This window comes from Bradyrhizobium sp. 604_D8_N2_3 (genome assembly GCF_051810765.1).
Classification (GTDB): Bacteria; Pseudomonadota; Alphaproteobacteria; order Rhizobiales; family Xanthobacteraceae; genus Bradyrhizobium; species Bradyrhizobium barranii.
In genome coordinates this window covers 6,640,299-6,663,460 of the sequence record NZ_JBPWPM010000001.1, presented here as the reverse complement: position 1 = coordinate 6,663,460, position 23,162 = coordinate 6,640,299, and the positions used below count along the sequence as shown (strand labels likewise).

Here is a 23,162-nt window from a genome sequence, read left to right as displayed (position 1 = left end):
TCTCGCCGCTGCGAGCCGGCAACAGGCCTTCCGCGGGACTAAATCACGATTCACGGCGAGATTTCCAGAAGGATCGCGGTCGCGTGGCTGGCACTGGGAACGTGGATGCCCGGGACAGGCCCGGGCATGACGGCCGCTCGTTTCCAAGCTTCAGCGCTTGACGTTAGCCGAGGCCGAGACCGTGGGGTTTGTCTCGATGCTCTGCTGCCAATAGCGTTCGATCTGGTTGACCAGGGCAGGCGGAAGCGGCACGTAATTGAGCGTCTCGGCCTGGGCCTTTCCGTTCTCCAACGACCAGCGGATGAAGTCGATGGCCGCTGCCGATCGTTCCTCGGATTTCGGCGCCTTCGGCATCAGTACGAACGTCGTGGCCGTGATCGGGTAGGCGTCTTCGCCGGGCGCGTTGGTGAGCACGAGGTGGAAATCCTTCTCCGCCTTCCAGTCCGCACTCGAGGCCGCTGCCTGGAACGATGCGGCGTCGGGGACGACGAAATTTCCGGCGCTGTTCTGCACGACGCCAAATGAGATTCTATCTAGCCGTTGCAGCGCGTAAGTGTATTCGAGATAGCCGATCGAACCGGGCACGAGGCTGACGAGCGAGGCGACGCCGTCATTGCCCTTGCCGCCGAGACCAAGTGGCCACTCGACCGAGGTGCCTTCGCCCACGCTCGTCTTCCACTGCGTGCTGACCTTCGAGAGGTAGTTCGACCAGTTGAACGTCGTGCCGGATCCGTCGATGCGATGAACCACCGTGATCGCAGTGTTCGGCAGCCTGATGTCGGGGTTGATCGCGCGAATGGCCGGATCGTTCCATGATTTCAGCTTGCCGAGATAGATGTCGGCGAGCATCTGGCCGGTGAAGCGGATCTGGCCGGGTTTGACTCCATCGATATTGACGACCGGTACGACGCCCCCGATCACGATCGGGAATTGCATCATGCCGAGCCTCTCCAGTTCCTTGGGATCAAACGGCATGTCGCTTGCGCCGAAGTCGACGGCCTCTTTCTTGATCAGGCCGACGCCGATGCTCGAGCCGACCGCCTGATAGCTGACGGTGTTGCCGGTCTTCGTCTTGTATGCGTCGATCCATTTCGCCATCACGGGCGAAACGAAGGTTGAGCCGGCTCCCTTGGTCTCGGCCGCCAGGCTTTGCGTGGCGACGAGCAGAGCGGTGAAGAGTACGGGGAGAGTTAGGTGCTTCATCATAGGGCCGAGCCTAGCAGGCCGGGCGCGAGGCAGATGTGGCCTGTGTCACAAAGACGTCTTGGCCAGCTGCTCGCTGGCGCGCCCCTCGCCCCCTGCAGCGGCCGGGCAAAATGCGAACAAATCAGCTCGCCGGGGCATCAAATCGCACCTCTCCGCGGCGGAAGAGCGGCTTTATTCCCGCCCGGGATGCTTTAAGGAGAGGCAGGATCAGGTCGCACCCGCCCGGTGGCGGTGCTAGACCCTGATGCAGGAACAATGGGGCCGGGCCGTCTGGCACGCCCGCAAGGATGAAGGATACGAGGCAATGATCAACACGGTTGGCATCATCGGGGCAGGGACCATGGGGAACGGCATCGCGCAGATTTGTGCCGCGGCCGGGCTCTCGGTCGTGATGGTCGACATCTCCGATGCGGCGGTGAACCGCGGGCTGTCGACCGTCGGCGGTAGCCTCGAGCGCCTGGTCAAGAAGGAGAAGATGTCGGCTGCCGATCGCGAGGCGGCTCTCAAGCGCATCACCGGCACCACCGATCGCGCGAAGCTCGCCGATTGCGACCTCGTTATCGAGGCCGCGACCGAGAACGAGGAGCTCAAGGTCAAGATCCTGAAGGACCTCTGCGCCACGCTGTCGCCGCGCACGCTGCTCGCGACCAACACCTCCTCGATCTCGATCACGAAGCTTGCCGCCGCAACCGATCGTCCCGATCGCTTCATCGGCATGCACTTCTTCAACCCGGCGCCGGTGATGGCGCTGCTGGAACTCATCCGCGGCCTGCAGACCTCCGACGACACCCACGCCAAGGCGCTGGATTTCGCCAAGCGGGTCGGCAAGGTGGCGATCACGGCCAAGAACAGCCCCGGCTTCGCCGTCAATCGCATCCTGTGCCCGATGATCAACGAGGCGATCTTTGCGCTCCAGGAAGGGATCGCGACCGCCGAGGAGATCGATGCCGGCATGAAGCTCGGCTGCAACCATCCGATCGGGCCGCTGGCGCTCGCCGATCTCGTCGGGCTCGACACCATGCTCTCGGTGATGGAGGTCTTCTATAAGGGCTTCAATGACCCCAAATATCGTCCGGCCCCCTTGCTCAAGGAAATGGTCGATGCCGGCCATCTCGGCCGCAAGACCGGCCAGGGCTTCTACACTTACGGTGCCTGATGGCGCCGGCGGCGGGTGCCCAGCATCCGCCGCCCGATCCCCGCAATTTGCGCTGCGACAAAGACGCCGCGCGCAATTGGCCCGACAATGTCGAACGGGCGGCCCGCGGGAACAAATGAACGGATAACGAAGGACATGTCGGATCGACTGAAGGCCGAGCGCGAGGCGGCGGCCGCGCGGCGGAACCTGCTGACCCAGGATGCGATCGAGCGCACCGGGATCACCGAGGAGATGATCGGGGAGCTCGTCACCCGCTTCTACGGACGCGTGCGCGAGGATGCGCTGCTGGGGCCGGTCTTTGCGATCGTGCAGAATTGGGACGAGCATCTCGCCAAACTCAAGGATTTCTGGTCGTCGGTCGTGCTGATGAGCGGCCGCTACCATGGTTCGCCGATGCGGGCGCATGTGCCGCTCAGCCTGGTCGGCGATCATTTCGACCGCTGGCTCGATCTGTTCGAGCAGACCGCGCGCGAGGTCTGTCCGCCGCCGGCGGCCGCGCTCTTCATCGACAAGGCGCGACGCATCGCCGACAGTTTTGAGATGGCGTCGGCGACCATCGCCGGCCGTATCGCTGCGCCGCGTCACGTGCTCCGGTCCTGACGACAGCAAATCTGCCTGTAAAACGTGCAGTTGTGTCGCTCTGAGGTTGCGCTGCGCGGCTAATAACGCGTTGCACCAATTCCCGCATCATCGGTCTGATCTGCAAAATCATCATGCCGATCGCGCGACGCGACGTTGCAATTGCAAATATGCGCTGGAACGCATTCATTTGCCTTCAACCAAAGCGAGCAAAGACATATTGATGCGCTGCGGCGCCAACTCTCCGCCTTTTTTTCGGCAGAGTTCCAGCGCCTGCTAACGTGCATGTCGCGCGCATCATTCAACACCACTCCCTCATCGTCCGAGAGCACCGCGGAGTCTGAAGTCGACGCGGGTACAGAACAGACGCGGCGAACGCTGCTGCTTGGCGCGCTCGCCACGACCGCCTGCCTTGGTTGTTCCACGCAGACGCGCGCGGGCGAGGATCCGCCAGGCTCCGATGAACGTCCGCAGAAGGGTGATCTGCTCGTCTTCTCCGAAGGCGACCAGGAGGGAAAGCTCATCACTGCGGCCGATCTCCCGGCCGGTGGACCGCCGGTCCATGCGTGGCCGAAGGATCCCAACACATCGGTGGTGCGCAGCGCATCGCGCCTCAACGAAATCCTGATCATCCGGCTCGATCCCGCCGAGCTCGACGAGAAGACCCGCGCGCGGGCCGTCGATGGCATCCTGGCCTATTCGGCGATCTGCTCGCATGCAGGCTGTCCCGTCACTGCCTGGGTCAAGAGCGATGTCGGCGACAAGGACGTGTTCAAGTGCATGTGTCACAACTCCGAATACGATCCCCGCGAGGGCGCGCAGGTCGTGTTCGGACCGGCGCCGCGGCGGCTTGCCGCGCTGCCGCTCGCGCTCGCTGACGGTTCGCTCAGCGTCGCCGGCAACTTCATCGGAAAGGTAGGTGGCGTGCAGCCAGGATGACGGACGGTGCGGGTTGTGCCCGCGTCACGAGAGGCCGCATCCGCCGATGGGCGGACGACGGGACGAACGACAAGAATGCAAAACAAGAATTCAAACGGATGAAAAAGGGGAACGTTCATGACCAGGAAGCAATGGTTACTGTCCGGCTTCGTCGCCTTCACGTGCCTTGTCTCGACCGTCGCCGTCGCCGGCCCGATCGAGAACTACGCGCCGGTCACCCAGCAGCGGCTGGAAAATCCGGAACCCGGCAACTGGATGCTCTATCGGCGCACCTATGACGGACAGGGCTACAGCCCGCTCGACCAGATCAACACCTCGAACGTCAAGAATCTCACACCGGTCTGGACCTTTGCCACCGGCGTGGTCGAAGGCCACGAGGCGCCGCCGATCGTCAACAATGGCGTGATGTTCGTAACGACCCCGGTGGGGCAGGTGATCGCGCTGAACGCGAAGACCGGCGACGAATATTGGCGCTACAAGCGGCAGCTTCCCGACGACCTCTTTCAGCTGCATCCGACCAACCGCGGCGTCGGTCTCTGGGAGGACAAGCTTTATCTCGCCACCACCGACGACCATGTCGTCGCGCTCGACGCCAAGACCGGCAAGGTGGTGTGGGACACCAAGGTGCAGGACTACAAGAAGGGCCAGTACATGACCCTGATGCCGCTTGTCGTCGAGGGCAAGGTCATCGTCGGAGGCTCCGGCGGTGAACTCGGCGTGCGCGGTTACGTCGCCGCATACGATGCCAAGGACGGCAAGGAGTTGTGGCGCACCTTCACCATCCCCGGCGAGGGCGAGCCCGGTCACGATACCTGGCAGGGCGACGACTGGAAGACCGGCGGTGGCTCCGCCTGGATGACCGGCAATTACGACAAGGACACCAAGACGATCTATTGGGGCGTCGGTAACGCCGCGCCATGGCCTGGCGAGACGCATCCCGGCGACAATCTCTACACCTCCTCGGTGCTCGCGCTCGATCCCAGCAATGGGAAGATCAAGACCTACCACCAGTACCACCAGAACGATTCCTGGGACTGGGACGAGGTCGAAGCACCGATCCTGGTCGACCTGCAACGCGACGGTCGCACCATCAAGAGCCTGATCCATCCGGGCCGCGACGCGATCTTCTGGGTGCTCGAGCGCACCCCGACCAAGATCAACTACGTCGCAGGCTGGCCCTTCGTCGCGACCGATGTCTGGAAGGGCATCGACGCCGAGAGCGGCAAGCCGATCGTCGATCCTGCGCACAAGCCGGTCATCGGCAAGCGGGTCGAGTTCTGTCCGTCGCTGTGGGGTGGCAAGGACTGGCCGTCGGCGGCCTACAGCCAGAGGACCGGCCTCGTCTACGTGCCCGCCAACGAGAATTTCTGCGGCGGCTTCACCGGAGAGAAGGTTCCGCTCAAGGCGGGCGAACTCTGGCTCGGCACCAAGCCGGAGGACATCGGCCTAACGACGAAGCCCGGCGCCGATCATTTCGGCGAACTCCAGGCTTGGGATCCCGCCACCGGCAAGAAGGTGTGGCAGCACAATTTCCCGAAATCGCAGTTGTTCGGTTCGGTAACGGCGACGGCAGGCGATCTCGTCTTCGTCGGCGGCACCAACGACCGCAACTTCCGCGCCTTCCACGCCAAGACCGGCGAACTCTTGTGGGAGCAGAAGACCAACTCCGGCATCATGGGCATGCCGGTGTCCTATGAGATCGACGGCACGCAATACATCTCGATCCAGTCGGGGTGGGGCGTGGACGCGCAACGCATCCAGGATGCGCTCGCGACCAACAATATCGGCATCGAATCCAATGTGCCGCAGGGCGGCGTGATCTGGGTGTTCGCGCTGAAGAAATAAGCTCCGCGGGCGAATCGAAGGAAGCGGAGCGTCAGGGGGCAAATGCGGCGGACGGCAACGTCCGCCGCATTTTGCGTGTGCGGTGCTCGCGCCACGAACCCGTCATGCCCGGGCTTGTCCCGGGCATCCACGTTCTTCGTGCCGCGGCAGAGGTCGTGGATGGCCGGGACAAGCCCGGCCATGACGGCGAGCGGCGGTTTGTGGGCGCAGGCGCTGGACCGCTACTTCCCCTGCCGATCAACCTTGTCCTTTTCCTTCTGGTTCATCTCCTGAACCTTCGGATCGGAGCTGGTCTGCCCGGTGGTCTGTGTGGTCGAAGGCGGCGGGGCTCCGGCGTTGGGAAGCGAGTTCTGCTCCGGCGCGGTGGGGCGCGTGGCGGTGGTCGGCGGGGTGGTGTTGCTTTGAGCGAACGCAGCCGTGGTCGTCATGAAAAAGGCGCCCGACAGCAACGAGACTGCGAGCGCCTTTGAGATGTTGGTCATCGATCTGCTCCTGTCAGATCGATGGAAACGGCGCGAGGCCGCTCAATGTTCCGCCTTAAGCCTCCAATTGCTTACCGAGCGGAAGGCTGCGGATACGCTTTCCGGTCGCGGCGAAGATCGCGTTCGTCAGCGCGGGTGCGAACGGCGGAACACCGGGCTCGCCGACGCCGCTCGGCGGCGTGTCGGGTCCGGGCGGGACGATGTAGACGTTGGTTACAAGAGGAGATTCATCCATCCTGAGGACCTGGAAGTCGTCGAAGTTCTTCTGCTCCACCTTGCCGTCCTTGAAGGTGATCGCGCCGTATTTGGCGACGCTCAGCCCCATGATCGCCGCGCCCTCCATCTGCGAGGCGATGCGCTCGGGATTGACATAAGTGCCGCAGTCGATCGCGGTGTCGACCCGCGGCACCGTCAGCTTGCCCTTCTCGTCGACGGCCACCTCGACGATGGTCGCGATGTAGCTGACGAAGCTGCGGTGCACGGCAATGCCGAGGCCATGGCCTTTCGGTACCTGACGGCCCCATTCGCCCTTCTCGGCGACCAGCTCGACCACCTTGCGGAGACGCGCGGTGTCGATCGGGTAGCTGTCATAGGGCTCGCCGTAGTTCCACATGTCCTTCACCGCCGGCTTGACGATGCGGGGACTGCCGATCAGCGCGAGCAACGTCTCCTTCTGGTCGCGCCCGGTCGCCTGCGCGATCTCGCCGACCATCGACTGCACCGCAAAGGCCCGCGGGATGTTCGAGACCGAACGGAACCAGCCGATGCGGGTGAACGCCGCGGCTTCCGGGTTCTCGCAGGAGATGTTGGCGATCTCGAACGGCATGTCGACGAGGCCCATGCCGAGCTCGAAGGGTGCCTGGTGGTTTGCACCCGCGGCGAAGGTCGAGGCGATGCTCGGGGCCACGCTGCGGTGGCGCCAGGCGATCACCTTGCCGTTCTTGTCGAGCCCTGCCTCGATCCGCTCGACCGAGACGGTGTGCAGGAAGTCGTGACGGACGTCGTCCTCGCGCGTCCATTGCACCTTCACCGGCGCGCCGAGCTCCTTCGACAGCAGCGCGGCCTCGAGCGCGAAGTCGCATTTCGACTTGCGGCCGAAACCGCCGCCGAGCAGCGTGACATTCACCGTGACGTTGTCCTCGGGAATGCCGAGCGTCTTGGCGACGTCCTCGCGGGTGCCGCCGGGACTCTGCACCGGCGCCCAGATCTCCGCTTTGTCACCCTTGACGTCGGCGACCGCCACCGGCGGCTCCATGCTGACATGGGCGAGGTGCGGCAGATAGTATTCGCCGACGACGACCTTGTCGGCGCTCTTCAGCGCAGCGTCTGCGTCACCCTCCTGGCGTACGACGAGGCCCGGTTTGCGCGAGGCTTCCTCGAGCTCCTTGCGATAGGCGACCGAGTCGTATTTGCCGTTGGCGCCGTCGTCCCAGGTCAGCTTCAGCGCGTCACGGCCCTTGATCGCCGCGCCGGTGTTGCGCGCGATCACCGCGACGCCGCCGAGCGGCTGGAATTTCGACGGCCACGGCCAGCCGCGCACCTGCATCACCTTCTCGACGCCGGGGACCTTCAGCGCCGCGTCCGGATCGAACGAGACCAGCTTGCCGCCGGTCACCGGCGGGCGTGCGATGACCGCATATTTCATGCCTGGCAGGCGTACGTCGGCGCCGTAGCGCGCCTTGCCGGTGGTGATGTCGTGGAGATCGACGATGCTGATCTGGCCCTTGCCGAGATAACGGAAGTCCTTGGGGTCCTTCAGCTTGAGGCCTTCGATGCTCGGCACCGATTCTTTGGCTGCGTCCGCGGCGAGTTCGCCGAAGCCGAGCTTGCGGCCGCTGGCGCTGTGGACGACCTCGTGGTTGACGGCCTTGACCTCGGTCGCCGGCACGCCCCAGCGCTTGGCCGCGGCCTGCTCCAGCATGGTGCGGGCGGAGGCACCGATCTGGCGCATCGGGATCAGATAATGCCGCGTGCTGCGGGAGCCATCGGTGTCCTGGTTGCCGAACTTGACCTCGTCGCCATGGGCCTGCTGCACTTTGACCCTGGACCAGTCAGCCTCCATCTCCTCGGCGACGATCAGCGGAAGGCTGGTGCGCACGCCGGTGCCCATTTCGGCACGATGGGCGAGGATGGTGACGGTGCCGTCGGGCGCAACCGCGACGAAGACGCGGGGATCGACCACGACGCCGTGCGGCATCTTGCCGGCGCCGGTCTCGTAGGCAAACGCCTGGCGCGACATCACGGGGGCGGCGAGCACGAAGCCGCCGGTGATGCCGAGCCCCTTCAGGATGCTGCGGCGCGAGACCTTCTCGACCCGAATGTTCTTCTCGAAGCCACGAAGCTTCCCGGGTTTATCGATGAAATTCATGTCACACTCCCGTCGATGCGAGATGGACTGCGTTCTCGATGCGCTGGTAGCAGCCGCAACGGCAGATGTTGCCGGCCATCGCTTCGCGGATCTGGTCGTGTGACGGCTTGGGATTCTCCATCAACAGCGCGGCGGCCTGCATGATCTGGCCAGCCTGGCAGAAGCCGCATTGGGGCACGTTGACCTGGCGCCAGGCCTTCTGGACGGGGTGGTCGCCGTTCGGATGCAGCCCTTCGATGGTGGTCACCTCGCGCCCGGCGACGTCGTTGATCGACGTGATGCAGGAACGCACGGCCTCCTTGTCGACGATGACGGTGCAGGCGCCGCACAGGGCCTGGCCGCAGCCGAACTTGGTGCCGGTCAGGCCGGCCTCGTCACGCAAGAACCAGAGTAGCGGGAGATCCGGGTCGCCGTCCCAGCTCTGTTCCTGGCCGTTGATCTTCACCTTGATCATGATGGTCCCTCGCTCTTCATAAGCTTGTCGATTGAACATTGCCGACACAGGTCGGCGCACTGCCCGTTTCGTCGTGTCGTCGCATCCCGGCCTGTTCTCCTGCGCGGGCAGATCCCGGCAGCAAGCAGGAATGCGAATCGTGATGTCCGGATGTGCTCGATACCTCCCGTCTTATTCTTGATTGATTGAATTCGCGCGGCATCGTGACGACGCGACCGTAGCAGAGACCGCGCCGGCCCGGCGTTCACAGCCGGGTGTTGTTGAAGGGAAAAGTTGCAACGAAGGTTTGTCAAAAGCAGGGCGCGGCATCACGCCCCTGCGCCTGCGAAATGTGCACGACGAAAAAAGCTTCGTCCGGCAGAGACTGCGCGGACGAAGCAGGATGCCTCAGTCGAGGGAGGGAGAACGCAGCGGCGCGGACTTCGAGGGGGAAGTGGGCGGCACTGCGCAGTCATTCAGAGACCAGGACTGAGGAGCTCATCTGAGGAGCTCATGGCGCTCGCGTCTGCCTCGTGCGATGCGGCGGCATCGCAGCGATTTGGTCGAGGGCCGGACCGTCCGGCTCGCTGGCGATGGTCGGGGCCAGCGAGCGGACGGGCACGGCGAAGGTCTGACGGCCTTGTTCAGGCGGCCTTGTCAGGCAGCCTTGTCAGGCAGCCTTGGCTTTCGCCACGTGGGTCGCGATCGCGTCCATCAGCGCCGGCGATAGGCAGTCATAGGGCTCGAGCCCGATTTCCTTCAGCCGCGAGCGGATGCCTGCCATCTGTTCCGGCTTCACGCCGGATTCAATCACGGAGGAGACGAAGGCGGCGAATTGCGGCGCCTGCGAGCCCTGCTCCTGGAACAGCTCGGGATGGATGAAGTCGAGGCCGTAGAACGGATGGCCCTTGTTCTCGATGCGGCCGTACATGTGGGTGCCGCAAGCCTTGCAGGCGTGCCGCTGGATCACCGCCGAGGGATCGACGATCTGGAGCTTGTCGCCGTTCTCGGTCACGCTGACGTTCTGGCGCGGCACCACGGCGACCACCGAGAAATTCGCGCCTTGCGGCTTCCAGCACTTGGTGCAGCCGCAGGCGTGGTTGTGGGCGACGTCGCCCTTCACGGCGACCTTGACCGGGTGGTCCGTGCATTTGCAAACCAGTGTGCCGCCGGCAAAGCTGCCGCTGCCCTGTTTGACGCCGTTATCGATCGAGGGATGGAGTGCAACAGTCATGGGTCGATCCTCCTTGGGTGTGACGCTTTCGAGCTAGAACACAACGACTGAACGGATGGATTTGCCCTCGTGCATGAGGTCAAAACCCTTGTTGATCTCCTCGAGCTTGAGCACGTGGGTGATCATCGGATCGATCTGGATCTTTCCGTTCATGTACCAGTCGACGATCTTGGGCACGTCGGTGCGGCCGCGCGCGCCGCCGAAGGCCGTGCCGCGCCAGTTGCGCCCGGTGACGAGCTGGAACGGGCGGGTGGCGATCTCCTTGCCGGATTCGGCAACGCCGATGATGATCGAGGTGCCCCAGCCGCGATGGCAGGCTTCCAGCGCCTGGCGCATCACGGTGGTGTTGCCGGTGCAATCGAAGGTGTAGTCGGCACCACCGTCGGTCAGGTTGACCAGATGCGCGACGATGTCGCCGGTGATCTTCTTGGGGTTGACGAACTCGGTCATGCCGAACCGGCGGCCCCAATCCTCCTTGGAGTCGTTGATGTCGACGCCGATGATCTTGTCGGCGCCGGCCATCTTGGCGCCCTGGATCACGTTGAGGCCGATGCCGCCGAGGCCGAACACGACCACGTTGGAGCCCGGCGTGACCTTGGCGGTGTTGACGACGGCGCCGACGCCGGTGGTGACGCCGCAGCCGATGTAGCAGCTCTTGTCGAACGGCGCGTCCTCGCGGATCTTGGCGACGGCGATCTCCGGCAGCACGGTGAAGTTCGAGAAGGTCGAGCAGCCCATGTAGTGGTAGACCGGCTTGCCCTTGTAGGAGAAGCGGCTGGTGCCATCAGGCATCACGCCCTTGCCCTGCGTCGCGCGAATCGCGGTGCAGAGATTGGTCTTCTGGCTCAGGCAGCTTTTGCACTGCCGGCACTCCGGCGTGTAGAGCGGGATGACGTGGTCGCCCGGTTTCACCGAGGTCACGCCCGGTCCGATCTCGCGGATGATACCGGCGCCCTCATGACCCAGGATCGACGGGAAGATTCCTTCGCTGTCGAAGCCGTCGAGCGTGTAGGCGTCGGTATGGCAGATGCCCGTCGCCTTGATCTCGACCAGGACTTCGCCGGCCTTCGGTCCTTCCAGATCGACTTCGACGATCTCGAGTGGTTTCTTGGCTTCGAAAGCAACGGCGGCACGTGTCTTCATCGTAAACTCCTCAAATTCTCGCAGGACGCCACGAGGTGGTATCGGTCCTGGTAACCTTCATTTCTTGCCCATGCAGGCGTCTTCCGCCTTGGTGTAGGTCTCGTTCTTCTCATCCTTCTTGGAGGGACGTTGACGGCCCCACGCCTCGTCGGAGCGGGCGCGCAGATAGACGTAGAGATCGTCCATGTAGCAGGCGACGTTCGGGTTGTCGCCGAAGGCAGGCATGACGTTCTCCTGCGCGGTCGAGATGTTCTTGCGACCGGAGGCGACGACGCCGAGGAAGTCGCCGTAGCTCATGGTCTTGACCGAATCCTTCAACGCCGGTGCGTAGGTGGATCCCATGCCGTCGGGGCCATGGCAGACGTGGCAGTCGGAGTGATAGCGGCGATATCCGGAATAGGTGAACCAGTCCACGGTGCCGTCGGCCGAAATCTTGTAGGTCGGGTTTCCTTCCTTATCGAGCCACTTTCCGTCGTCTTCCTTCTTGACGGCGGCCGGGTCGCCCGGACCGTCCGCAACGGCAATTCCCCCCGAGGTCACGAAGATGGTCGCAGCGATGACAAAGCAGATTTTACGCAAGAGATGATCCTCGAAGGCGTTCGGTGGAGACGAGCCGGCGCGTGGAGTTGATCCACGCGCCGGAGCGACACGAAGGTGAGGCTAGTTCGCCGCTGGCAGCGAGAACACGGTCAGCGTACCGCCGAGTGCCGTGTAGTTGCTGAGAGCCGCGTAGCCACCGACTGCGCCGAGACCGGCGGTCGGATCGGTCAGACCAGCTGCCAGACCGATACCGGCCCAGCCGCCCACGCCGGAGAGCACTGCGACATACTGCTTGCCGCCGTTCTCATAGGTGGTGACGTTGCCGATGATGCCGGAGGGAGTCTTGAACTTGTAGAGCTCCTTACCGGTCTTGGCGTCGACCGCCTTCAGGTAGCCTTCGAGCGTGCCGTAGAACACCACGCCGCCGGCGGTTGCGAGCGCACCCGACCAGACCGAGAACTGCTCCTTGTTCGACCAGACGATCTTGCCGGTCTTGCCGTCCCAGGCGATGAAATTACCCATATGGGTTTCACCCTGCGGCGGATACATCGAGAGCGTCGCACCCACATAGGGCTGGCCCGCGGTGTAGCTCACCTTGAACGGCTCGTAGTCCATGCAGACGTGGTTGGTCGGAACGTAGAACAGCTGCGTGTCCGGCGAGTAGGCTGCCGGCTGCTCGTCCTTGGTACCGAGCGCGGCCGGGCAGATGCCCTTGGTGTTGTGATCCTCGCCGCCCTTTTCAGTCGAGGCCGCGTCGAGAACCTTCGGGCGGCCATAGGTCGGTGAGTTCTTGTCCATGTCGACGCCGGAGGTCCAATTCACCTTCGGGTCGTATTTCTCGGCGACCAGCAGTTCGCCGGTGACACGATCCATCGTGTAGGCGAGGCCGTTGCGGTCGAAATGGGTCAGCAGCTTGCGCGGTTGGCCGTTGATCGACTGATCCGAGAGGATCATTTCGTTGACGCCGTCATAATCCCACTCATCGTGCGGCGTCATCTGGTAGACCCACTTGGCCACGCCGGTGTCGGCATTGCGGGCCCAGATCGTCATCGACCATTTGTTGTCGCCTGGACGTTGCTTCGGGTTCCAGGTCGAGGGATTGCCTGATCCGTAATAGATCAGGTTCAGCTCAGGATCAAAGGAGATCCAGCCCCAGGTGGCGCCGCCGCCAATCTTCCACTGATCGCCCTGCCAGGTCTTGAGGCTGGAGTCCTTGCCGACCGGCTTGCCGAGAGCGGTGGTCTTCTCGGCATCGACCAGGATTTGATCATCAGGCCCTCCCGAGTAACCGCGCCAAGCCAACTTGCCCGTTTTGAGATCGTAAGCCGTCATGTGAGCCTGGACGCCAAACTCGCCACCGGAAATGCCAACCAGGACCTTGTCCTTGACGACGAGCGCCGCAGAGGTTCCGGTCTCGCCCTTAGTGGGATCGCCGTTCTTCACAGACCAGGCGACCTGGCCGGTCTTGGCGTCGAGCGCAACCAGTGTGGTGTCAGCCTGATGCAGGATGATCTTGCCGTCGCCGTAAGACAGGCCGCGGTTGACCGTGTCGCAGCACATCACCGGGATGACGTTCGGATCCTGCTTCGGCTCGTACTTCCAGATGATCTTGTTCTCGTTGGAAAGGTCAAGAGCATAGACCTTGTTCGGGAACGGTGTATGGACGTACATCACGTTGCCGATGATCAGCGGGCCGCCTTCGTGGCCGCGCAGCACGCCGGTGGAGAAGGTCCAGGCGACCTGGAGCTTGCCTACGTTTTGTGCGTTGATCTGGTTCAGCTTGGAATAGCGGGTATTGGCGTAGTCGCCCGCCGGCATGACCCAGTCTTTGGGATTCTGCGACATCTTGATCAGCTCGTCATTGGCTGACGCGCTGCCGACGGCGAGCATCGCCGCGGAGCCAAGATAGGTCGCCATTAGCACCTTGCGCATAGTCATTCCTCCGTTGGTCTCGTTTATTGTTTCCGAAGCATTGCTTAATCACCGGGCTTCTCGTCCGGCGTCTGCTCGTGCAGGGCGGTCACGTTTGGGACCAGAAACGATGCTGTGCTGTTTCCTCCTCCGGATGAGAGCTACGGGTCCACGTGCAGGAGAGGCCCGTTTTTGTTGTTCCTGCCGCAATCCCTAACGACTTCGTCATCGGGAAACTTGCCCAAGAGGGAAGCCGGTTTGCTTGACAGCGCACGGACGCAAAGTTTTTGATTTTGCAGTAGCGAATTCAGCGGCTTCCGCGCGCCTTCGCGGCGCCTTCGGCGCTCAGGTTCCCCTTGACGGCGCTGCAACTAAGGCGGAGGATTAACCGTCAAGGGTGGCAATGGAACGATCGCGCTCGTTGCAAGAGACCGCTCAAATTCGAGGTAAACGTCACGCAATCATGGCTGAGGGCTCCAGCAGCGCTGGTTGCGATTCGCGTCGAATCTGCAGATGAAACCAGCGGCTGGATTAATGTCCGACACCATTCACACGCTCTCGACGACCGGCCTGACGCCGAAGCGGCAGATCCAGAGCTGGATCGACGGGCTGACAAGCCTGTGTGGGCATTTCGACGTCGATCCGCTCGAGGCGTCCTCGCTCGAGGGCCGCATCGACTACACGAGCGTCTCGCGCCTGAAGCTCTGCCAGATCGAGGTCAGCCAGCATCGCATCGCGCACACGCTGGCGCGCGCCAAGGCCAACGAACACCCGTACATCAAGATCCACTTCCAGACCTACGGCGTGTCCTATTTCGAGCAGGAAGGCCGCCACATCGAGCTGAACCCGGGCGACATCATCGCCTATGACGTCTCGTGTCCGCATTCCATCATCAGCCCCGCCTTCACCCGCCACGACGTGGTGATCGTGCCGAAGGCCTTGCTGCGCGACCGTGGATTCCCGTCGCAGCGGATGCCGGCCTGCAAATTGTCGGCGAAGACCGGGACGGGGAGGATCGCCCATGATTTCGTCCATGCCACCTTCGACGAGGCGGCCAAGCTGTCGGCGAACAGCGCGGTCGGTGTCGCCGATTCGCTGATCGACCTCTTGCTGTTGCCGTTGCGCGAAGCGGACACGATGTTCGATCGCGTCGGGCCCGAGGCAATGTACGTGCGCGCACAATTCTTCATCCGCGAGCACCTGCGCGATCCGGATCTGTGCATCGACCAGATCTCCGCCGAGCTCGGCTGCTCCAAGCGCTATCTGCACATGCTGTTCTCCGAGCGCGGCACCACGGTGAGCGACTACATCTGGCAGGCGCGCTTGCAGAATTGTCGCCAGGAGCTCGAGGCGCACGGCGGCAAGACCATCACCGATGTCGCCTTCTCCTGGGGCTTCTCCAGCTCATCGCATTTCAGCCGCGTGTTCCGGAAATATTTTGGCGTGGTGCCGTCCTCGATCCACAAGGCCCAGCAGGGCGCCGCGGCCTCGGGCGAGCATTAGGCGAGCGCCGCAGCCGACGCAGGCCGCGCGGCGATATCTCTCAGGCCGATATGGCGACGTAGGGAATGCTGGTCACGAGAGCGACCAGCAGCACCGCGTTGCCCAGCATGCCGCTCCAATGCAGCCGGCGCAGCCGGTGCGGGGCCTCAGCATCACCTGCGTCCCTCGCGCGGAGCTGGTCGTCGATCCGTTGCATGAACCAGCGGCGTCCCCAGATCGCCAGGGCCGCGAGCAGGCCGACGCCCATCGCGGCGACCAGGCGACCGTCGAGCAGGAAAGCCAGCGCCCCGATCACGCCGGCGACGCGCATCACCAGAAAATGGGCGTTGAACATCCCACGCAATAGCTGGGCGACGGGCTGGATATCGAGCTTCACCAGCAGGAAGGCGGGCGAGGCCAGCGTGAAGTAGCCCATCGGAAAGAGCAGAGTGATCATGACGGCAACGGCGACGCCATCCGGTGTCATGCGATCGGCCTTTCTTGTCCGCCGGTGAGGGGGCCGGCACCGGCGCACAATCATAGCGGGAAAATGCGCTTCCGACACTAGGCTTTGGTCGGATGCCGGGCTCCGATGGGACAGCCCCGTGCGCCGCGGAAGGTTCAGGCCGGCTCGAGGCCGAGCGACCGCGCGCTCTCGATCCAGATCGGCAACTCGTGCTGATACAGGGCATTGGTCTCCTTGAAGCCGATGGCCGGCTCGAGCACGAAGGTCGCGAGAACCTCCTTCACCTTCGGATCGCTGTTGGCGGCGACGCAGAGCGCCGCCAGGCGGTCGACCACCGGCTGCGGCGTCGCCTTCGGCACGGCCCAGCCGGAGAAGCCGCTCACGGTGAAGAATTTCGACGTTGCGCCCTGCTCCGGGAGGGTCTTGATGGCTGGGATCGCGTCGACCTTCTTCGAATGCACGGCGAACACGGTGCCACGGTCGCTTTGCAGGACGGACTGCGCCGCCGTGTAGCTGCCCATTGCGGCATCGAGCGTGCCTTCCAGCATCCCCGTCCACATCGGCGCTTCGCCGCGGTAGTGAACCGGCTCGATGGAAAGACCGTACTGCTTGTTGAGCTCGTTGATCGTCATGTGCGGGGCCGAGCCCGCGCTATAGGTGCCGAAGTTGACCTTGCCGCTCTTGCGCGCGAAGGCGACGAAATCCTCCAGCGTCTTGACCCCGGTCTTGGGGTTTGCGACCAGCAACAGGCCGGCGCCCGGAATGACGCTGACCAGCGTCAGATCCTTGTCCATGTCGTAGCCGGGATTCTTCATCACGACCCGGTTCATGATGTAGGTGGTCGAGATCGAGCACAGGATGGTGTGGCCGTCGGGCTCGGCGCGGGCGACCTCTGCGGTGCCGATCGCGCCGGAGGCGCCGGGCTTGTTCTCGACCACGACGGTCTTACCGACCTGCTTGGAGATGAATTCGCCATAGGCGCGCGCGAGCAAATCGGTCTGTCCGCCGGCGGGATAGCTGCAAATCATGCGGATCTGCCGCGAGGGCCAACTGCCTTGCGCCGAGGCGCCGCGCGCGACGAAGGGCATCGCGATTGCACTGGTACCGGCGGCGATGAAGTGGCGGCGATCGAATTTTGCGGGCATGATTCCCTCCTGATTTTTGCCGACCCTACTGCATCAGGCTGGGGTGGTAGGCGAGACAGATTGGCGCATTCGACAAGGCCGCGCGGTGCCCATTTGCGCGTCATCCGGGCGATCGGGTCTTCCGCATCACCCGCAGCCAGACGATCTCGGTCAGGGCCACCGCAATCAGGCCGAACGTGCCGCCGATCAGCACGTTGACGATGCGCTCCTCGGCGATGCCGCTGGCGCCGCCGGCAAAGGATGCGGCGAGCGCGATGAAGCAGCAGCGCAGGCCGAAGCCGACGATGTAGCGGGAGAACGAGATCAGGGTGAGGGTGGCCGCGAGAATCGCGATGGCGTAGCCGACGCGGCTTTGCGGCAGTGCAAGGCCCGCGAGAAAGCCGAGCGGCGCGCCGATGAAGGCGCCGATCGCCCGCTGCTTCAGCTTGCCGGTGGACGCCGTGAGGTCGCCGACCACGACGCTTGCGGCCGACCACATCACCCATTGCCCCTGCGCGAGGTTGAAGATCTCGACCAGGGCGGCTGCGGCAAAGACCGCCATAGCGGTTGCCGCGGCGGGCAGAAACCAGTCGGTCGCGGGCGGTCCGAACGAGGTCGCGGCATTGCCGCGCTGCCGCTGGTCGTAAATCTGGATCGCGCAGACGAGCGCCAGCGCGATCGGAGAGGAGGCGATGACCACGCCGGCATGACGTATCGCTTCCTCGGCGCTCACGCCCTCCCGCACCTCGCAGGCGAGATAGACGGCGGGGATGAAAACCCAATTGCCGAGCGTGCGGAAATGTTCGCCATAGCGCGTTCCCGCCACCGCAAGGAAGCCGGCGAGCGCCGTCAGCACCACGAATAGCGGCTTGACCGGAGCTGCAAGGAAAAGCGCGGCAAAGGTGACGAGGATGGCGAGATAATGCCACGCGACGACTTTTGGCGGAAAGTGCTGCCTGAGCGCCGGAATCAGCAGCGAGACCGCGACGAGCCCCAGGTTCAGCAGCGCCGTCTCGCGCGAGATGAAATAGGCGGCGACCATCGGACCGACGACGATCAGCGCGCGCAGCAGTTCGCTGGTCTTGACGTCGCGGGAGAGGAGATCACGCAAGTTGGTGGCGGAGGGAGTCGTGGGGGGATTCACGGGGCACCAAAGGGGCGAACGAAACACGATGCATACCACGGAAATGTGGTCGGCACTTTGGCGTGTGGAGCGACGGTCGCGCCACACCCTCGCTGTCATCGCCCGGCTTGACCAGGCGATCCAGTATTCCAGAGGCGCTTGCGATTGAATCGAGAGGCCGCAGCGTACTGGATGCCCCGCCTTCGCGGGGCATGACACCGGTGATGTGACGGCACGTGTGGCTACCTCACCGCTGAATGATCTTCGTCCAGACATCGCCGAGGATCGCAGGCTCGCGCGGTGGCAGATAGGTGAGGCCGGCCTGCTTGCCGAATTCGGCGATCTTGCCCTCGGCGGCAAGGCTGGTCAGCGTCTTGTTGACCGCGTCGATCAGTGCGCCGTCGCTGGCGAGCCCGACATAGCCGCGATTGGCGCCGATCGGATAATAATAGCCCGACGCGGTGATCGTCGTGTCGGGATGCGCGGCGCGGTGGGCATCGAAGCGGCCGAGGTCGATCAGCGTCGCGTCATAGTCGCCGCGCTGGAGCGCGCCGAGGAGATCGTCGCGGCCGGGGACGAGATGGGTGATGCTGTCGATCAGGCGGCCCTTTTCGAAGGTCATCAGGATGGCATCGCCCAGCGAGCCGCTCTCGATCGCAAGGCGAAGGCCGCCGAGATCGCCGATGTCGCCGATCTTGCGGCCCTGCGCTTTCGGCCCGAGTACCACCGTCATCGGCGAATAGACGTAAGGCTGGCTGGGCACAAGCACGCCGAGCGCGACGCGGCGGCGCCGGTCGTCGCGCGTGGCCCCGGCGAAGTCGGGCAAGCGTGCCGTCTTCATGCCGGGCTTGACGAGGGAATCCGTCGTCAACGCATAGCCGCCGACCAGCGAGCAGCGCCCATCGGAGAGCAAGGCGTTGGCCTCGAGCTGCGGGCTCGAATCCTCGTCCAGCTTGCTCTCGAACCACTGGATCTTCAGCGGCCGGCCGATCCGGTCCGCGATCGCCTGCGCCAGCAGCACGTCGAAGCCTGAATCCGGCTTGCCCTTGTGATGCACCGAGAGCGGAGGCCGGTCCTCATCGAGGCAAACCTTCAGCGGCTCCTCGGCCGCGCGCGAGGCGGTAGTCGCCGCCGCGAGGATCGCGGCAACGCTCCATGCGGCGAGCCAGGGTCTCATGGCTTTCTCCTGCTCGAGACGAAGGCCCAGAGATTGCCGATCTCGTCGTCGCTCAAAATGTCGGCCCAGGGCGGCATCTTGTTGTTCTTGCCGTTCTTCACCGTCGTGACGAAGCGCGTCTTGTCGTCGGGAAAGGCGCGCAGGTCCGGCGTGATGGTGCCAGAATTCATCATGTTGGGGCCGTGGCAGTGCGAGCATTTCGAAGTATAGGTCGACTTGCCATAGTCGATCTGTGCCTGCACGGGATTGCCGGTTGCATCGTCCGCGGCACGAACGGTCGCCGCAAGCGCGACCGTCAGCACCGCGACGGTGGCGATCGTCGCCACCGTCTTGTGAGATATGTCCTTCAGCATCGGGCCGTGGTTATTGCTTGACCGCAAAAACCCACAGCGAGCCGCCGGGCGGCACCTTGGCAAGCCGCTCGTCGCCGGAGAACAGCGAGTAGACGCCGCCATAGCCGGAGGTGACGGCAACGTACTGCACGCCATCCTGCTGCCAGGTCACCGGTTGTCCCTCGATGCCGGAACCGGTCTGGAACTGCCAGAGCTTCTTGCCGGTGTCGGCGTCGAAGGCCTCGAACTCGCCTGTCAGTGCGCCCGAGAACACGATGCCGCCTGCGGTCGACAGCACGCCCGAGAAGCGCGGGATGTCGCTTGGCGCTTCCCACTTGGCCTTGCCGGTCATGGGATCGATCGCCTTCAGATGACCGCGCGGGCCGTCACCCCACTCCCAGAGGTCGGTGAGGTCCATGCCGAGATACCATTCGCCCTGCTTGAAGGTGACGGGCTCGGTCTTGTACCTGCCGCCGAAGGCGAGCGTGTTGGCATAGGCCAATCCGGTCTGCGGATTGAACGACATCGGCTCCCAGTTCTTGCCGCCGAGGATCGACGGATAGACGGTGACCTTCTTACCGTCGCGCGCGTCCTTCGAGACGTCGGTCTCGATCGGCTTGCCGGTCTTCATGTCGATGCCGGTTGCCCAATTCACCTTCACGTAAGGATTGGCCGCGAGCAGCTTTCCGTTGGTGCGGTCGAGCACATAGAAGAAGCCGTTGCGGTTGGCGTCCATCAGCACCTTGGTCGGCTTGCCCTCGACATTCATGTCGGCGAGGACCATCTCGGCCACCGAGTCATAGTCGAACGGATTGTTCGGCGAGAACTGGTAGTGCCACTTGATCTTGCCGGTCTTGGGATCCATCGCCAGCACGGAGCAGGTGTAGAGGTTGTCGCCGGGACGCACCGCCGAGTTGAACGGTCCGGGATTGCCGATGCCCCAATAGACCGTGTTGAGCTCGGGATCGTAGGACCCGGTGATCCAGGTCGAGCCGCCGCCGAGCTTCCAGGTGTCGCCCTTCCAGGTGTCGCCGCCGGGCTCGTCCGGCGAGGGGATCGAATGGGTACGCCAGAGATGCTTGCCCGTCGCCGGGTCCCAGCCGTCGATGAAGCCGCGGGTGCCGAACTCGGCGCCGGAGATGCCGGTGATGACGACACCGTCGGCGACCAGCGGCGCCACCGTCATCGAATAGCCTTCCTTGATGTCGGCCGCCTTCTGCCGCCACAGCTCCTTGCCGTCCTTGGCATCGAGCGCGATCACGTTGGCGTCGAGCGTGGTACGGAAGACCTTGCCGTCATAGAGCGCGGCGCCGCGGTTGATGATGCCGCAGCAGACGATGCGCGGCGTCTCGGTGGGATACTCGACCTTGGATTTCCAGATCTGCTTGCCGGTCTTGGCGTCGACCGCCATGGTGGCGTTGTGCGAGGTCACGTAGATCACGCCCTGGTACACCAGCGGCTGCGATTCCTCGCTGCGATCGTCGTTGAAACTGTAGTTCCAGACCGGGACGAGATTCTTGACGGTGTCCTTGTTGACCTGGTTCAGCGTCGAGAAGCGCTGCAGATTGTAGCCCATCCCGTAATTGAGAACGTTCGATGTATCGGTCGCACCCTTGACCAGCTGCTCGGTGGTCTGGGCGTTTGCACACGTCGATGCAAGCATGACGAGGCTCGCGGCCATCGCAAAGCGTTTCATCCGTTCCTCCCAATATGCGCGCCTTTTGACGCTGCGGCAGCAACACTCCGCCCGAACGCAAAACACGTCAATACGAAAGTGGTAAGTGCGTCGCCGATATGTTGGATGCCAGATGCCGGTCACCTGACAGAAACCTGACAACCCACTTTCACTTGTGCGCAGACGCTGAAAAAATTCCGTGGCATGAAGCGGAGGCGGCTTCGGCCGCTCTGCTCGGGCCGTCGGGTTCCGCGAGTTGTGCAGTGCGCAGGTTGCAATTCCGGACTTGAACCGGGGCTCGCTTGTAGACTTATGTCGTTTCGATCCCCTGCGAATCGGGGGGCTGGTCAGGAGGGTTTGATGATTTCACGTCGCTCAGTTGCGCTTGCGCTCACGATTGCAGTGCTGTCCGGTCCAGCTTGGGCTGCTTCCGGCAACGCCGTAAAGATGTTCGACACCGACAATGACGGCACGCTCGATCTCGCCGAGGTGAAGAAGGCGGCCGCCGCGCTGTTCGCAAAGCTCGATCCCGATCACGACGGCACGCTTGACGCGCGCGAATTGCGCGGACGGTTAACGGCGAAGGAACTCGCCGCCGCCGATCCCGATCGCGACGGGACTCTCACGCTCGACGAATATCTCGCGGTGGTGGAGCAGCGCTTCAACGCAGCGAATCCCGACAAGGACGGAACGCTGGATGCGAAGGAGCTGAACTCGCGCGCCGGCCGCGCGCTGCTGCGCTTGTTGCGGTGAGAGACGCGGCGCTTGACTGGGAGCGAAGGCGATTTGCCCGAGAGGGAAATTCGCGAGCATAATGCGACAGTTCGCTGTGTTTGCGCTTCGATTCCAGGCTTGCGCTGCACCTGACGCAGCCCTAGGTTTTGCCCCGCGCGATGTCGCGCTCAATACCCTTGGGAGACCCGAATGGCTTGGAAAGCTCCGAAGATCGTGGAAGTGCCGGTCGGCATGGAAATCAACATGTACGCCTGCGCTGCGCGCAAGTAAGACTGACGACCTGCCGCGGCTTCGATGGCGAACGCCGTCGAAGCCGTGGTAGTGTTCGCAATGCGCCTTGGAGCCCACACGATCTGGACGGCAATTGCGTTCGGTGTTGCGCTTGCACCGGCGTGTGTCAGTGCCGAAGAGAGCTTCGATACCGAGCACATCTTCGGCTTCATGATCGGCACCGACGTCGGCAATCCCGGCGAGCGCGAATTCCAGACTCAGACCACGGGACGCTTCGGCAAGGGCGGCACCTATCGCGCCCTCCAGCAGGAGGTCGAGATCGAAGTCGTGCCGCTGCCGAACTTCCGTATCGAGGTCGGCGGCACCGCCACGCTGCATGACATCACCGGCGTTCCCGATATCGACGACCGCCGCCAGTTCAATTTCCAGGGCGCCTCGCTCGACCTGCGTTACCGCCTGCTCGACCGCGGGCGCGCGCCATTCGGATTGACTGTCGCCGCCGAACTCCATGGCGATCGCATCGACGAGACCAGCGGCGCGAAGGGACGGATGTACGGCTCCGAATTCACGCTCGCTTTCGACCGTGAGCTGATTCCGAACTACGCCATCGGCGCGCTCAATTTGATCTATCAGCCGGAATGGGCGCGCTTCGAGGTGGCGGGGGTGTCCGAGAAGAGCTCGACGATCGGCGTTGCCTTTGGCGGCATGGTGCGCGTGCGCCCCAATTTTCTGCTCGGTGGGGAGATGCGCTACTTCCGCCAGTATGAGGGCATCGGCCTCGGTGAGTTCTCGGGGCAGGCGCTGTTTGTCGGTCCGACCGCCTATTTCCAGCTATCGGAGAAGTCGCGGCTCACCCTGAGCTGGAGCATGCAGGCCTGGGGCCGCCCGGCCGGATCAGGCGGCAATCTCGACCTCGTCAATTTCGAGCGTCATCAGGCGCGATTGGTGTTCGGGGTAAACTTCTAGGTGTCTGTTCCGCCG

22 protein-coding genes are annotated in these 23,162 nt (G+C 63.6%); 8 read left to right on the top strand and 14 right to left on the bottom strand.

Going from position 1 to position 23,162, the window contains the following annotated elements:
* Nucleotides 1–150 precede the first annotated feature (150 nt).
* Nucleotides 151–1,206, bottom strand: a complete 1,056-nt coding sequence (gene pstS, locus AB7245_RS32005) for a phosphate ABC transporter substrate-binding protein PstS (protein ID WP_187387986.1) — start codon at nucleotides 1,204–1,206, stop codon at nucleotides 151–153.
* 244 nt (nucleotides 1,207–1,450) lie between these two features.
* On the opposite strand from pstS, the gene AB7245_RS32000 reads away from it, so the two are divergent.
* The 4 genes from AB7245_RS32000 to AB7245_RS31985 all read left to right on the top strand — a co-directional run bounded on the left by AB7245_RS32000 (nucleotide 1,451) and on the right by AB7245_RS31985 (nucleotide 5,725).
* Entirely contained in the window at nucleotides 1,451–2,362 is a 912-nt protein-coding gene (locus tag AB7245_RS32000) for a 3-hydroxybutyryl-CoA dehydrogenase (RefSeq protein ID WP_354102673.1), read from the top strand.
* A gap of 135 nt (nucleotides 2,363–2,497) precedes the next feature.
* Nucleotides 2,498–2,962 (top strand): group III truncated hemoglobin, encoded by a 465-nt coding sequence (locus AB7245_RS31995; RefSeq protein WP_063981973.1) that lies wholly within the window; start codon nucleotides 2,498–2,500, stop codon nucleotides 2,960–2,962.
* A gap of 264 nt (nucleotides 2,963–3,226) precedes the next feature.
* On the top strand, nucleotides 3,227–3,880 hold the full coding sequence (locus AB7245_RS31990) for a ubiquinol-cytochrome c reductase iron-sulfur subunit (RefSeq protein ID WP_063981974.1): 654 nt from the start codon (nucleotides 3,227–3,229) through the stop codon (nucleotides 3,878–3,880).
* Nucleotides 3,881–3,997: 117 nt separating this feature from the next.
* On the top strand, nucleotides 3,998–5,725 hold the full coding sequence (locus AB7245_RS31985) for a methanol/ethanol family PQQ-dependent dehydrogenase (protein ID WP_354102672.1): 1,728 nt from the start codon (nucleotides 3,998–4,000) through the stop codon (nucleotides 5,723–5,725).
* A gap of 221 nt (nucleotides 5,726–5,946) precedes the next feature.
* Here the strand turns inward: AB7245_RS31985 and AB7245_RS31980 are convergent, their stop codons facing one another.
* From AB7245_RS31980 to xoxF5, 7 genes are all read right to left on the bottom strand, one after another.
* Nucleotides 5,947–6,207, bottom strand: a complete 261-nt coding sequence (locus AB7245_RS31980; RefSeq protein ID WP_028151274.1) for a hypothetical protein — start codon at nucleotides 6,205–6,207, stop codon at nucleotides 5,947–5,949.
* A 55-nt stretch (nucleotides 6,208–6,262) separates the two neighbouring features.
* Complete coding sequence (locus tag AB7245_RS31975) at nucleotides 6,263–8,575, bottom strand: xanthine dehydrogenase family protein molybdopterin-binding subunit (RefSeq protein ID WP_063981976.1); 2,313 nt, start codon at nucleotides 8,573–8,575, stop codon at nucleotides 6,263–6,265.
* Nucleotide 8,576: 1 nt separating this feature from the next.
* Nucleotides 8,577–9,029 carry a (2Fe-2S)-binding protein gene (locus tag AB7245_RS31970; RefSeq protein WP_014493612.1) on the bottom strand — a complete coding sequence of 151 codons (453 nt, stop codon included), beginning with the start codon at nucleotides 9,027–9,029 and terminating at the stop codon, nucleotides 8,577–8,579.
* Nucleotides 9,030–9,678: 649 nt separating this feature from the next.
* Nucleotides 9,679–10,242: an S-(hydroxymethyl)glutathione synthase gene (gene gfa, locus AB7245_RS31965; RefSeq protein ID WP_063981977.1), complete on the bottom strand. Its 564-nt coding sequence runs from the start codon at nucleotides 10,240–10,242 to the stop codon at nucleotides 9,679–9,681.
* A 33-nt stretch (nucleotides 10,243–10,275) separates the two neighbouring features.
* The gene (locus AB7245_RS31960) at nucleotides 10,276–11,385 is read right to left on the bottom strand and encodes an S-(hydroxymethyl)glutathione dehydrogenase/class III alcohol dehydrogenase (RefSeq protein WP_014493614.1); all 1,110 of its coding nucleotides are present in this window, start codon (nucleotides 11,383–11,385) and stop codon (nucleotides 10,276–10,278) included.
* Nucleotides 11,386–11,442: 57 nt separating this feature from the next.
* Nucleotides 11,443–11,964, bottom strand: coding sequence for a c-type cytochrome, methanol metabolism-related (locus tag AB7245_RS31955; RefSeq protein WP_084795040.1), 522 nt, complete (start codon nucleotides 11,962–11,964; stop codon nucleotides 11,443–11,445).
* 81 nt (nucleotides 11,965–12,045) lie between these two features.
* The gene (gene xoxF5 / locus AB7245_RS31950; protein ID WP_063981978.1) at nucleotides 12,046–13,857 is read right to left on the bottom strand and encodes a lanthanide-dependent methanol dehydrogenase XoxF5; all 1,812 of its coding nucleotides are present in this window, start codon (nucleotides 13,855–13,857) and stop codon (nucleotides 12,046–12,048) included.
* A 513-nt stretch (nucleotides 13,858–14,370) separates the two neighbouring features.
* Between xoxF5 and AB7245_RS31945 the strand changes: the two genes are divergently transcribed.
* Nucleotides 14,371–15,339 (top strand): helix-turn-helix domain-containing protein, encoded by a 969-nt coding sequence (locus AB7245_RS31945; RefSeq protein ID WP_014493617.1) that lies wholly within the window; start codon nucleotides 14,371–14,373, stop codon nucleotides 15,337–15,339.
* A 40-nt stretch (nucleotides 15,340–15,379) separates the two neighbouring features.
* Here AB7245_RS31945 and AB7245_RS31940 read toward each other — a convergent pair whose 3' ends face one another.
* From AB7245_RS31940 to AB7245_RS31915, 6 genes are all read right to left on the bottom strand, one after another.
* Nucleotides 15,380–15,805 (bottom strand): hypothetical protein, encoded by a 426-nt coding sequence (locus AB7245_RS31940; protein ID WP_063981979.1) that lies wholly within the window; start codon nucleotides 15,803–15,805, stop codon nucleotides 15,380–15,382.
* A gap of 134 nt (nucleotides 15,806–15,939) precedes the next feature.
* The gene (locus AB7245_RS31935) at nucleotides 15,940–16,929 is read right to left on the bottom strand and encodes a Bug family tripartite tricarboxylate transporter substrate binding protein (RefSeq protein ID WP_231142736.1); all 990 of its coding nucleotides are present in this window, start codon (nucleotides 16,927–16,929) and stop codon (nucleotides 15,940–15,942) included.
* Nucleotides 16,930–17,029: 100 nt separating this feature from the next.
* A complete protein-coding gene (locus tag AB7245_RS31930) occupies nucleotides 17,030–18,019 on the bottom strand; it encodes an FUSC family protein (protein WP_354102671.1) in 990 nt (329 codons plus the stop codon).
* Between the two features lie 259 nt (nucleotides 18,020–18,278).
* The gene (locus AB7245_RS31925; protein WP_063981982.1) at nucleotides 18,279–19,208 is read right to left on the bottom strand and encodes a substrate-binding periplasmic protein; all 930 of its coding nucleotides are present in this window, start codon (nucleotides 19,206–19,208) and stop codon (nucleotides 18,279–18,281) included.
* A complete protein-coding gene (locus tag AB7245_RS31920) occupies nucleotides 19,205–19,561 on the bottom strand; it encodes a c-type cytochrome (RefSeq protein WP_063981983.1) in 357 nt (118 codons plus the stop codon). The genes AB7245_RS31925 and AB7245_RS31920 overlap by 4 nt, the downstream gene beginning before the upstream one ends.
* A gap of 10 nt (nucleotides 19,562–19,571) precedes the next feature.
* Complete coding sequence (locus tag AB7245_RS31915; RefSeq protein ID WP_063981984.1) at nucleotides 19,572–21,236, bottom strand: methanol/ethanol family PQQ-dependent dehydrogenase; 1,665 nt, start codon at nucleotides 21,234–21,236, stop codon at nucleotides 19,572–19,574.
* A 339-nt stretch (nucleotides 21,237–21,575) separates the two neighbouring features.
* On the opposite strand from AB7245_RS31915, the gene AB7245_RS31910 reads away from it, so the two are divergent.
* The 3 genes from AB7245_RS31910 (at nucleotide 21,576) to AB7245_RS31900 (ending at nucleotide 23,147) form a co-directional block, all read left to right on the top strand.
* Nucleotides 21,576–21,968 carry an EF-hand domain-containing protein gene (locus tag AB7245_RS31910; RefSeq protein ID WP_063981985.1) on the top strand — a complete coding sequence of 131 codons (393 nt, stop codon included), beginning with the start codon at nucleotides 21,576–21,578 and terminating at the stop codon, nucleotides 21,966–21,968.
* A 171-nt stretch (nucleotides 21,969–22,139) separates the two neighbouring features.
* Nucleotides 22,140–22,220 (top strand): pyrroloquinoline quinone precursor peptide PqqA, encoded by an 81-nt coding sequence (pqqA, locus tag AB7245_RS31905; protein WP_012029362.1) that lies wholly within the window; start codon nucleotides 22,140–22,142, stop codon nucleotides 22,218–22,220.
* 24 nt (nucleotides 22,221–22,244) lie between these two features.
* Complete coding sequence (locus AB7245_RS31900; protein WP_439035398.1) at nucleotides 22,245–23,147, top strand: hypothetical protein; 903 nt, start codon at nucleotides 22,245–22,247, stop codon at nucleotides 23,145–23,147.
* Nucleotides 23,148–23,162 lie beyond the last annotated feature (15 nt).